The sequence below is a fragment of the Vogesella sp. LIG4 genome, assembly GCF_900090205.1.
Lineage (GTDB): Bacteria > Pseudomonadota > Gammaproteobacteria > Burkholderiales > Chromobacteriaceae > Vogesella.
This window is the reverse complement of the sequence record NZ_LT607802.1, coordinates 1,899,133-1,910,214: the sequence shown is the minus strand read 5'-3', so window position 1 is coordinate 1,910,214 and position 11,082 is coordinate 1,899,133. Positions and strand designations below refer to the sequence as shown.

Sequence of the window (11,082 nt, the reverse complement as noted above, 5' to 3'; positions counted from 1 at the left end):
AACCAGCACGTCGTCCAGGTACATCTCCAGGCGGTCGACATCCAGATCGTTGATGCCGGCGTAGCCGATGGCAGCCAACAGGCGGCCCAGGTTCGGGTCGGAGGCAAAGAAGGCGGTTTTCACCAGCGGCGAGCGGCCGATGGCGTAGCCCACGGCCTTGCACTCGGCGATGGTGCGGCCGCCCTCCACCTGTACGGTGATGAACTTGGTGGCGCCTTCGCCATCGCGCACGATGGCCTGCGCCAGTTCGATGGCCACTTCCAGTACCGCAGCCTTGAGCTGCTCGTAGGCGGCAGAGGTGGCGCTGTCGATGCGCGCCGCACGGCCCTGGCCGGTGGAGATCAGCATGAAGCTATCGTTGGTGGAGGTGTCGCCGTCGATGGTGATGCTATTGAAGCTGAGGTCGGCCACTTCCTTCACCAGCTGGTTCAGCAGCGGGCGGGTTACCGGCGCATCGGTGGCGATGAAGCCCAGCATGGTGGCCATATTCGGGTGGATCATGCCGGCACCCTTGGCGATGCCGGTGATGTTCACGCTGTGGCCGTCGATCTGGATGGTGCGGCTGGTGGCCTTGGGTGCCACGTCGGTGGTCATGATGGCTTCGGCGGCATCGGCCCAGCTGGCGGCCTTGCGCTGCGGCAGCGCGGTGATGATCTTGTCCACCGGCAGCGGCTCCAGGATCACGCCGGTGGAGAACGGCAGGATCTGTTCCGGCAGGCAATCGAGTTCTGCGGCCAACGCTTCACACACGGCGCGGGCATTCTGGCGGCCGGATTCGCCGGTACCGGCGTTGGCATTGCCGGTGTTGACTACCAGTGCGCGGATCTGCACGCCGGCATCCAGGTGCTGCTTGCACAGCTGTACCGGCGCGGCGCAGAAGCGGTTCTGGGTGAACACGCCCGCCACGGTATTGCCCTTGTCGAGACGAATCACCAGCACATCCTTGCGGCCCGGCTTCTTGATGCCGGCTTCGGCGTAGGCAAGATCGACACCGGCGATGACGGCCAGTTTGCTGTTATCCACGGGCTTGAGGTTGACGGGCATGGCGATTCTCCGAAATTTGATGTCGCATCATTGTAACTGATTCGCTGCCCGCGAATCACCCTCAGCCGTCGCCGTGCTCGTGGATCAGCCCCAGCAGCGCCTCGCCGTAGCGCGCCACTTTCAGCTCGCCCAGGCCGTAGACCTTGCGCAGCCCGCCGGGGGTAACCGGCCGCTGCTGCACCAGCTCCTGCAGGGTGCGATCGCTGCAGACTGCGTAGGCCGGCACATTGTGCTCGTCGGCGGTGGCCTTGCGCCAGCGGCGCAGCGCCGACCACAGCCGCTCTTCGCGCTCGGTGCGCAGCCAGCGCTCGCTGTGCACGCTCTGGCGCTGGCGCGCTTCGGCCAGCGGGCGCAACTCGATCTGCTCGTCGCCCTTGAGGATGCTGCGGCAGGCGTCGGTGAGCAGCAGCGACTGCCCGCGTACGACATCCACCTGCAGCAGCTTGCGCGCCACCAGCTGACGGATCACCGAGCGCCAAGCTTTCTGGTTGAGTTCCTTGCCGATGCCGAAGGTGGACAGCTTGTCGTGCCCGGCCTGCTGCACGTACTGGTTGGGGCGGCCCAGCAGCACGTCGATGACGTGGCCGGCCGGGTAACGTTGGCCGCAACGATAGATGCAGGACAGCAGCTTCTGCACCACCACGGTGGCATCGAAGGTGGCCGGCGGGCGCAGGCAGTTGTCGCACTGCCCGCAGGGCTGCGCCGCCTCGCCGAAGTAGGCCAGGATCTGCTGCCGGCGGCAGCTGGCGGTTTCGCAGTAGCCCAGCATGGCGTCCAGCTTGGTCAGCTCTACCTGCTTCTGCTGCCCCGGGCTGTCGCCGCCTTCTATCATCTGTGTCAGCTGCACCATGTCGTTGAGGCCATAGCACAACCAGCTGGTGGCAGGCAGGCCGTCACGGCCGGCGCGGCCGGACTCCTGGTAGAAGTTCTCCGGGCTCTTGGGCAGGTCGATGTGGGCGACGAAGCGCACATCCGGCTTGTCGATGCCCATGCCGAAGGCGATGGTGGCCACCATCACGATGCCGTCCTCGCGCAGGAAGGTGCGCTGGTTGCGGTCGCGATCCTCGTGGCTCATGCCGGCGTGGTAGGGCAGCGCGCGGATGCCGTTTTCACACAGCCACTGCGCGGTGTCGTCCACCCGCTTGCGCGACAGGCAGTAGACGATGCCGGACACGCCGGGGTAGTCGTTCTCGATAAAGGCCAGCAGCTGCTTCTTGGCGCTGTCCTTTTCCACCACCTGGTAGAACAGATTGGGGCGGTCGAAGCTGGTAACGAACTGGCCGGCGTCCTGCAGCTGCAGGTAATGCAGCATGTCGGCACGGGTTTCGGCGTCGGCGGTGGCGGTAAGCGCGATGCGCGGTACTTGCGGCCAACGTTGGAACAGTTGCCCCAGCTGCTGGTATTCCGGGCGGAAGTCGTGCCCCCACTGGCTGACGCAGTGCGCCTCGTCCACCGCGAACAGCGCAATCTGCGGCAGGCTGGCCAGGAACTCCAGGAAGCGCGGCGTCAGCAGCCGCTCCGGCGCCACGTACAGCAGGTCGAGCTGGCCTTCGCGGGCGAAATGCGCAATGGCGCGCGCCTCGTCCTGGGTGGTGGCGGAGTTGAGACAGGCGGCAGCCACGCCGGCTTCGCGCAGCGCGGCCACCTGGTCCTGCATCAGCGCGATCAGCGGCGATACCACCAGTGCCAGCCCCGGGCGCAGCAGCGCCGGAATCTGGTAGCACAGGCTCTTGCCGCCGCCGGTGGGCATCAGTACCAGTGCATTACCGCCGGCGGCGACATGCGTGATGATGTCGGCCTGCATGCCGCGGAATGCCGGGTAGCCAAAGGTATTCTGGAGAAGGGAAAGTGCGTCCTGCATCGGGATTCTTCACGTGAACGGCGCATTGTACGCAAAAAGCGCCCGCCCCGTGCCGGCAACGCCGCCGATAACACTTACCGTGATGCACCGCGGTATGCGAGACTTGCCATGTTTACGCAGTCAGAGTCTTGCCATGAAGCTTGCCATTCCCCTTTTAGCCGCCCTGCTGGCTCTTACCGGCTGCGCCAGCACCGGCACCATGCCGGCCGGCGCCAACAGCAACAAGAGCCAGCCGCAGGTGGTGATTCGCCCGCAGCCGCAAACCCGCCCCAGCACCACGGCCAATGCCGAGTGGGTGATCCTGGGGGTATCGCCCAACGGCAATATCCTGCACGAGATCGACAAACTGAGCATTCGCCACAAGGGCAACCTGGTGCTGTTCCGCGATCGCAAGACCATCTTCAACCCGAAGAAGGAAAACTTCCTCTCCACGCCGCCGCACAAACAGTCGATCAACAGCTGGGAAGTGGACTGCGTGGCCTCCACCTTCCGCCTGGCCGCCATGCAGTTGCTTGACGAAAATGGCAGGGAGATCCTGAGCCGTACTTATAATGACAGCGAAATCCGGCCGATGCCGGTGGTGCGGCAGTCGGCGTCGTTCCAGCAGGTGGACTACGTGTGCAAGCAGGCGCTGGCGACCTGACGTCAACGCCGCCAACTTGATAAAGGGCAATCATGCGACGGGTGGTATTCAATCAGAAGGGGGGGGTGGGTAAATCCACCATTACCGTCAACCTGGCCGCCGCCGCCGCCAAGTCCGGCCGCAAGGTGCTGCTGCTGGACCTGGACCCGCAGGGCAACGCCAGCCACTACCTGACCGGCAACGCCACGCCGCCGGCCGATGCGCATGCCGCCGGCTTCTTCGGCCAGATGCTGAACATCAGCCTGTACGAAAAACCGCCGCAGGACTACATCCAGCCCACCGCGCACGACAAGCTGCACCTGCTGGCCTCGCACCCCGAGCTGGCCGAGCTGATGCCCAAGCTGGAAGCGCGCTACAAGATGTTCAAGCTGCGCGAGACGCTGCTGAAACTGGCATCCGATTACGACGAGATCTGGATCGACACCCCGCCGGCGCTGAACTTCTACACCCGCTCGGCGCTGATTGCGGCCAACCGTTGCCTGATTCCCTTCGACTGCGACACCTTCTCGCGCCATGCGCTGCTGGGCCTGTTGGACAGCGCCGCCGAGATCCGCGCCGACCATAACCCGGAGCTGCAGATCGAAGGCATCGTGGTCAACCAGTTCCAGCCGCGCGCCAGCCTGCCGGTGCGCATGGTGCAGGAGCTGCGCGACGCCGGCCACCCGGTGCTGCAGCCGCCGCTGTCGGCGTCGGTGAAGATCCGCGAATCGCACGAGCGCAGCCTGCCGATGGTATTCCTCGACCCGCGCCATAAACTGGCGCAGGAATTCAGCCAGCTGTACGCCAACCTGGCGCAACATTGATTGCGGCTTGCGGTCGCCGCCACGCCCGCCGATGAAAACCGAGTTCAAGCCCGCCACCTTGCTGATCAGCAGCCTGGTACTGGCCGGCAGCCTGTGGCTGCTGGCCATGCTGCTATTGCAGCAGGCGGAGCAGAACGCCAGCCGCAGCCGCCAGCTGGGTCAGGCAACCCAGCGCATCACCCTGCTTACCCAGCAGCTGCAGCAACTGCTGCAGAACGGCCAGACGGCCACCGAGCTGCTGCTGAGCGGCGATAACGATGCCAGCGGCAGCGGCAGCTTCACCCGTTACGCCCCCTATGTACTGTCGGCCAACCCGGCCTTCGACTTTCTCACCGTGGTGCAACGCGTCGACCAGCGCCAGCGCGAAGCCGTGGAGCTGAACCAGGGGCTGCTGCTGCGCCAGTTCGAGGGCAACCGCCTGATGCCGGCGTCGGTACGCCCGGCCTATTTTCCGGTGGCGCAGCAATACCCGGACGACAGCGAGGCGCTGCCGCTGCACCTGGACCTGGGCGCACAGTCCGACGTTGGCCACGCGCTGCAGCATGCCATTGCCGACGGCCTGCCGGCGCTGGTGCAGCTGCGCACCGGCAGCAGCCAGCGGCTGGCGCTGTTCTTCAGCCCCAAGACCCGCCCGCTGCCGCTGTTGCTGGGCATCGGCCTCAACCCGGCGCAGCTGCTGACCACCAGCAGCCAGGGCGCGGCATCGGAACAGCTGCGGCTGCGCATCCTGATCCAGGACCGGCAGCACCCGCTGCTGGCGGACAGCCACCCTAACCTGCCGCCCGAATCGCTGCCGCTGCTGCGCGCCAGCCGCATCATCGGCGGCCAGCAGCTCACCTTTGAAGTCATGCCGGTGGGGGACGACGACAGCACCGGGCACGGCCTGCTGCTGGCCGGCGTACTGCTGCTGGCGGCCATTGTGCTGATGGGCAGTGCCGGCAGCCGGCTGTCGCGGCAGAACCGGCAGAAGCTGCAGTACCAGAGCGGCATGATCAACCGGCTGCAAGACAGCAACGTCACGCTGAAAACCCAGCAGGAGCGCCAGCGCGAACGCATCAAGCCGCTGCAGGACACCGAGGAGCGCCACCGCGCACTGCTGGCGCAGCAAAGCGACGGCCTGATCCTGCTCAACGACCACGGCCAGGTGATCCTGGTCAACCCGGCCGCCGCGCGGCTGATCGGCCAGCAGCAGGACGCCCTGCTGCAACTGCCGGCCGGCGCGCTGATCAGCGAGCTGCACCACCCGCCGCACAGCAGCTTTGCCGAACACGTGGCGCCGCTGATCGGCCACCCGTTCGAGGCGCTGCTGATCTGCGACCAGTCGTTCATGCTGCAGGTGGAAATGTCGATCAGCCTGATCATGCCGGATCACACTGCGCCGTTTTACCTGGTGATGTGCCGCAACATCGCCGCACGCAAGGAGCGCGAGGCGGCGCTGCTGCGCCTGACCGACACCCTGGCCGAACAGGTGGAAACCCGCTCGCGCCAGCTGTCCGCGCTGCTGGACGCCAGCCCGATGGCCATGGCCTATATCGTCGACCGCCACTTCAAGCAGGTGAACAAGGCGTTCCTGACACTGTTCCAGCGCCGTGAAGATGAAATCATCGAACACTCCACCCGCATCCTGTACGACAGCGACGAGCAGTTCCTGCGCACCGGCCGCATCGCCTACCCGGCACTGAACAACGGCGAAATCAGCCAGGACGACATGCTGCTGGCGCGCGGCGGCGGCGACAACATCTGGGTGCGCATGTTCGGCCGCGCCGTGAAGCCGGGCCAGCCGGCACTGGGCTCGGTGTGGCTGTACCAGGATATTTCCGCGCAGCGCACCACCGAGGAAGCGCTGCGCCGCGCCCGCGATCTGGCCGAGGAAACCAGCCGCGCCAAGACCGAATTCCTGGCCAATATGTCGCACGAACTGCGCACCCCGCTGCATGCCATCCTCGGCTTTGCCGAAATGGGCCAGCAGCAGGAAGACCCGGCGGCGCTGTCGCGGCTGCACCGCTACTTCGAGCGCATCCACCATAGCGGCAGCCGCCTGCTGTCGCTGCTGAACGAATTGCTGGATCTGTCGAAAATGGAAGTTGGCCGCATGGAATACGCGATGCAGCGCAGCGACCTGCAGCACGTGATCCGCGAATGCCTGGACGAATTGCGCGGCCAGGCGGAGCAACAGGGCATCTCGCTGCTGTTCGTGCCGCTGCCGAACGAAGTGCTGGTGGACATGGACGCCTTCCGCATCGGCCAGGTGGTGCGCAACCTGCTGTCCAACGCCATCAAGTTCAGCCCGCAGGGCGCCCGCGTCAGCGTGGACATCGTGCCCGGCAGCAGCCCGGAAGCACCGCTGCGCGTGGATGTGCGCGACTACGGCCCCGGCGTGCCGGAGCACGAGCGCGAACAGATTTTCGACAAATTCATCCAGAGCAGCCTGACCAAGACCGGTGCCGGTGGTACCGGCCTGGGCCTGGCCATCTGCCGCGAGATCGTGCATGCCCACGGCGGCGCCATTGCAGTACACAATGCGGAAGGTGGCGGCGCCATCTTCAGCTTCACCCTGCCGCGGCGGCAATACGGCCTGAACAAGGAGAAATGACATGGCCAAGCGTTTGTTACTGGTAGACGACGAACCGTTCAACCTGGAGCTGCTGGGAGAGCTGCTGCAGGACGCCGGCTACGAAACCGTCGCCGCCGACAACGGCGAGGATGCCTGGCAGATTCTGCAGCGCGAGGGCGAACAGTACGCCGCCGTGCTGCTGGACAAAATGATGCCGGGCATCAGCGGCTTCGAACTACTGCGCCGCATGAAGGCCAACCCGCACCTGGCCTTCCTGCCGGTGATCATGCAGACCGCGGTGGGCGCTGCGGCCAGCGTGCAGGAGGGGCTGTCGTCCGGCGCCTTCTACTACCTCACCAAGCCGTTCTCGCGCGACATGCTGCTGGCGGTGGTGGCCGCCGCCACCGTGCACTGGGATCGCCACCAGTATTTCCGCGAGCTGGCCAACCAGCAGATGGGCGCGCTGCAGTTCCTGGACCGTGCCGAGTTCAGCTTCCACACCCTGCAGGAGGCTCGCCACGTGGCCGCGCTGCTGGCCAAGACCAGCCCGGAGCCGGAAAAGGTGGCCACCGGCCTGTTCGAACTGATCGTCAACGCCATCGAACACGGCAACCTGGGTGTCAGCTTCGAGGAAAAAACCCGGCTGCAGCAGCAGGAGCGCTGGGAGCAGGAGCTGGAACGCCGCCTGGCCGACCCGGTGCTGGGTGCGCGCAAGGTCAGCCTTGGCCTGGAACGCAGTGCCAGGGCGCTGAGTTTCGAGATCCGCGACCAGGGCGACGGCTTCGACTGGCAGCACTTTCTCACCCGCGAACCGGGCGAACTGCTGGCCAGCCACGGCCGCGGCATCATGATTGCGCGCCGGCTGTCGTTCGACGAACTGGAATACCGCGAGCGCGGCAACGTGGTGCGCGCCGTCAGCTACCTGCCGGCCGCCTGATCCGCCGGCTGCCAGTAACGGCGCTGGCGGCGCGGCGTGATGTCGATCTGCGCCCCCAGCCGCAACTGCAGCGCCCCCAGCTGATCGGTGCGCCACGGCGGCAGCGCCCGCGCGGCCAACCTTTGCAGCACCAGCGGGTGCGGATGGCGGTAACGGTTGTGATAGCCCACGCTGATCAGTGCGTACTGCGGCTGCACGGTATCCAGCCACGCCTCGGCACTGGAAGTACGGCTACCGTGATGCCCCACCACCAGCACCTGGCTGCGCAAGGCCGCACCGTAGCGCCGCAGCAGTTCCAGTTCCACCGCCTGCGGCGCATCGCCGGTCAGCAGGATCGCCTGCCGCCAGGTGGCCACCCGCAACACGCAGCTGTGCGCATTATCCTCCCCGCTGGTCTCCGCCCGCGGCCACAACACGTCGAAACGCACCCCGTCCCACACCCAGCTTTGCCCCGCGCGGCAGGGCTGAGCCTGGTGTTCCGGCACGCTGCCGGGCTGGCCGCGCCATAGCTGCGGCACCGGCAGGGCCGCCAACACACCGGCGGCGGCGCCATCATGATCGGCGTCGTGGTGCGACAGCATCAGCGCCGGCGCACTTGCCCCCAGCGCACGCAACACCGGCAGCAGCACGCGGCCGGCATCGCCGGCGCCGGTGTCGAACAACAAATCATGCCGCGACGTCTGCAACAGCACCGCCAGCCCCTGCCCCACGTCGATCATTTCCACCCGCAGCTCGCCCGCCAGTGGGCGCGGCGCGCGGTACAGCAGCAGGGGCAGCAACAACAGGAGGCCTGCCAGCCGCAGGCTGCGCGACAACGGCAGCACCAGGCAGAGCGTACCCAGCAGCGCCGCCGGCAACAGCGGCCAGGGCAAGGCTGGAAACCACCACTGCGGCCCGGCGGCCAGCCAGTCCACCCACCACCAGAAACCGGCCGCCGCCCAACCCGCCAGCCGCGCCAGCCAGGCCCAGGGCAAGGCGGCGGCCAAGAGCGCGAGCGGCGTCAGCAACAGCGACACCAGCGGAATGCCCAGCGCATTGGCCAGCGGCGACAGCAGCGGCCACTGCCCGAACATGGCCGCCAGCGGCGGCAGCGAGGCCAGCGTGGCACGCCATTGCGCGCCCAGCAGCGCCGGCCAGTAGCCAGGGCGGCGGCGCAACCCGCTCTCGCCGGCGATCAAGGCGCCGACCAGGCCGAACGATAACCAGAAGCCGGCCGCCAGCACGGCGAACGGGTCGATCAGCAGCACCACCGCCAGTGCGGCCAACCATACCTGCCAGCCGGACAGGCTGCGCCATTGCCACAGCGCCGCCACGGTGGCGGCCAGCATCCACACCGTGCGCTGTGTCGGCACCGAAAACCCGGCCAGCAAGGCATAGGCCACGGCGCCCAACAGCGAGGCCAGCAGGGCAAGCCGCTGCGGCTGGCAGCGCGGCCACGGCCGCAGCAGCCGGCGCACCAGCCACAGCACCAGCCCGGCCACCAGCGTGATATGCAGGCCCGACACGCTCACCGCGTGCGTCAGGCCGGTGGCCGCCAGCGCCTGCCATTCGGGCCGGGCAATTCCCTGCTGCGCGCCCACCGCCAGTGCCGCCACCAGTGCCGCATCGCGCCCCGGGCCGATGCTGCTGGCCAGCCGCGTCACCACCGCCTGTCGCAGCGTATCCAGCCGGCACTGCCAGCCACAGTCCGCCGCCAGCGCCCGCCGGTGCTTGCCGACGCTGCCGGTGGCCTGCACGGCTTCGCTCCAGTACCAGCGCGCGGCATCGAAGCCGGCCACGTTGGCCGCACCGCGCGGCTGGCGCAAACGCACCAACAGCTGCCAGCGGCTGCCCGGCGGCCAGTCCTGCCTGGCGTAATCGTTCAGCTCCAGTAGCGGCGGCAAACCATGCTCCCGGCGGTCGGCCTCATCCGGCTGCAAGCGAAAGCGCACGCCAAACTCCCCGGTGGCGGCCAGCCCCCGCACCGTGCCATGTATCTGCAGCGGCACGCCTTCCAGCGCCACCGGCAGCCGCTCGGCCAGACGCAGCTCGATGCGCCAGCCGGCATAGACCACGCCCAGCAGCAGCACGGCCAGCAGCAGCGGCACGCCTTCCAGCGCCACCGGCAGCCGCTCGGCCAGACGCAGCTCGATGCGCCAGCCGGCATAGACCACGCCCAGCAGCAGCACGGCCAGCAGCAGCGTGCGCCGGCGCCACCACAGCGGCCAGGCGACGATCACGGCTGCCAGCAGCAGGTGCCAGTCCGGCGGCGCAGGCAGCCAGACACACAGCACCAGCCCCAGGCAGAAAGCGGTAAGCATGTTCATGGCCCCATGCTATGCAACACGAATTATTGCCAGCAAGATTGCCGCCGCCCGGCGCTTGCCGTATCTTCGCCGCCACTTGCAAGGAACCGCATCATGACCGCAGCCACTCCACTCTTCTGCGCCGAACCGGCGCGGCGCGACACCGCGCAGCAACTGGCCGAACGCTTTGCCCTGCCGCTGGTGACCCAGCGCCCGCAGGAAGGCTACTGGCTGGAGCTGGGGCCGGAACGGCTGGAGCTGCTCACCAGCGGCAAGCATGGCGCGGTGTATGCCGAATTCGTCGAAGGCGCCGCACGCCACCGCCGCGAACAGGGTGGCGGCCGCGGCCAGCCGGTGGCCAAGGCCATCGGCCTGAAGGGCGCGAAGGAACTGCCGCGGGTGGTGGATGCCACCGCCGGCCTCGGCGGCGACAGCTTCGTACTGGCCACGCTGGGCTGCGAGGTCACCCTGCTGGAGCGTTCGCCGGTAGCCGCTGCGCTGCTGCACGACGCGCTGGAGCGCGCACGCTGGCACCCGGACACCATGGACATCGCCCGCCGCATGACGCTGGTGCACGCCGATGCCCGCCGCTGGTTGGCCGCACAGGCCGAACTGCCGGAGGCGCAGCGCCCGGAGGTGGTGTTCGTCGACCCGATGTTCCCCGACACCGACAAGAAAAGCGCCGCCGCCAAGAAAGGCATGCAGGCCTTCCAGCAGGTAATCGGCGACGACCTGGACAGCAGCGAACTGCTGGCCGCCGCCATTGCCGCCGCCACCGTGCGCGTGGTGGTGAAGCGCCCGCAGCGCGGCCCGGCCATCGCCGGCGTCAAGCCTTCGGCAGTGATGGACGGCAAGTCCACCCGCTTCGACCTGTACGTGATCAAGGCGCTGCGGCCAACGCCCTGAGCTAAGCACATCCGGACATTACTCTCTGCACAAACTTCACAACTTGTTG

At 67.4% G+C, this 11,082-nt stretch carries 8 protein-coding genes (1 of these 8 only partly in view); 5 read left to right on the top strand and 3 right to left on the bottom strand.

What is annotated here, in order from left to right; genetic code table 11:
• Both argJ and recQ read right to left on the bottom strand, forming a co-directional pair.
• Positions 1-1,044: the 5' portion of a bifunctional glutamate N-acetyltransferase/amino-acid acetyltransferase ArgJ gene (argJ, locus tag PSELUDRAFT_RS08940; RefSeq protein ID WP_088966515.1), read on the bottom strand. Its footprint begins 174 nt before the window's first position; the window shows 1,044 of its 1,218 coding nt (coding positions 1-1,044); the start codon lies at positions 1,042-1,044; its stop codon lies beyond the left edge, outside the window.
• Positions 1,045-1,105: 61 nt separating this feature from the next.
• A complete protein-coding gene (recQ, locus tag PSELUDRAFT_RS08935) occupies positions 1,106-2,905 on the bottom strand; it encodes a DNA helicase RecQ (protein WP_088966514.1) in 1,800 nt (599 codons plus the stop codon).
• A gap of 133 nt (positions 2,906-3,038) precedes the next feature.
• On the opposite strand from recQ, the gene PSELUDRAFT_RS08930 reads away from it, so the two are divergent.
• Genes PSELUDRAFT_RS08930 through PSELUDRAFT_RS08915 form a run of 4 tightly spaced genes read left to right on the top strand, consistent with a single transcriptional unit; the run spans position 3,039 to position 7,842 of the window.
• The gene (locus tag PSELUDRAFT_RS08930) at positions 3,039-3,548 is read left to right on the top strand and encodes a surface-adhesin E family protein (RefSeq protein WP_088966513.1); all 510 of its coding nucleotides are present in this window, start codon (positions 3,039-3,041) and stop codon (positions 3,546-3,548) included.
• A 32-nt stretch (positions 3,549-3,580) separates the two neighbouring features.
• Positions 3,581-4,351, top strand: a complete 771-nt coding sequence (locus PSELUDRAFT_RS08925; protein WP_088966512.1) for a ParA family protein — start codon at positions 3,581-3,583, stop codon at positions 4,349-4,351.
• A 31-nt stretch (positions 4,352-4,382) separates the two neighbouring features.
• Positions 4,383-6,944: an ATP-binding protein gene (locus PSELUDRAFT_RS08920; protein ID WP_088966511.1), complete on the top strand. Its 2,562-nt coding sequence runs from the start codon at positions 4,383-4,385 to the stop codon at positions 6,942-6,944.
• A gap of 1 nt (position 6,945) precedes the next feature.
• A complete protein-coding gene (locus PSELUDRAFT_RS08915; RefSeq protein WP_088966510.1) occupies positions 6,946-7,842 on the top strand; it encodes a response regulator in 897 nt (298 codons plus the stop codon).
• Here the strand turns inward: PSELUDRAFT_RS08915 and PSELUDRAFT_RS08910 are convergent.
• Complete coding sequence (locus PSELUDRAFT_RS08910) at positions 7,824-10,148, bottom strand: DNA internalization-related competence protein ComEC/Rec2 (RefSeq protein ID WP_088966509.1); 2,325 nt, start codon at positions 10,146-10,148, stop codon at positions 7,824-7,826. The genes PSELUDRAFT_RS08915 and PSELUDRAFT_RS08910 overlap by 19 nt on opposite strands.
• Positions 10,149-10,241: 93 nt before the next feature.
• Here PSELUDRAFT_RS08910 and PSELUDRAFT_RS08905 point away from each other — a divergent pair, with 93 nt between their 5' ends.
• Complete coding sequence (locus PSELUDRAFT_RS08905) at positions 10,242-11,033, top strand: class I SAM-dependent methyltransferase (RefSeq protein WP_088966508.1); 792 nt, start codon at positions 10,242-10,244, stop codon at positions 11,031-11,033.
• The last annotated feature ends 49 nt before the right edge of the window (positions 11,034-11,082 follow it).

Excerpts from the sequence above, each read along its gene's own strand:
- PSELUDRAFT_RS08930 (WP_088966513.1), top strand. The coding sequence starts at position 3,039 with ATGAAGCTTGCCATTCCCCTTTTAGCCGCCCTGCTGGCTCTTACCGGC.
- PSELUDRAFT_RS08920 (WP_088966511.1), top strand. The coding sequence starts at position 4,383 with ATGAAAACCGAGTTCAAGCCCGCCACCTTGCTGATCAGCAGCCTGGTA.
- PSELUDRAFT_RS08915 (WP_088966510.1), top strand. The coding sequence starts at position 6,946 with ATGGCCAAGCGTTTGTTACTGGTAGACGACGAACCGTTCAACCTGGAG.
- recQ (WP_088966514.1), bottom strand. The coding sequence starts at position 2,905 with ATGCAGGACGCACTTTCCCTTCTCCAGAATACCTTTGGCTACCCGGCA.
- PSELUDRAFT_RS08925 (WP_088966512.1), top strand. The coding sequence starts at position 3,581 with ATGCGACGGGTGGTATTCAATCAGAAGGGGGGGGTGGGTAAATCCACC.
- PSELUDRAFT_RS08910 (WP_088966509.1), bottom strand. The coding sequence starts at position 10,148 with ATGAACATGCTTACCGCTTTCTGCCTGGGGCTGGTGCTGTGTGTCTGG.
- PSELUDRAFT_RS08905 (WP_088966508.1), top strand. The coding sequence starts at position 10,242 with ATGACCGCAGCCACTCCACTCTTCTGCGCCGAACCGGCGCGGCGCGAC.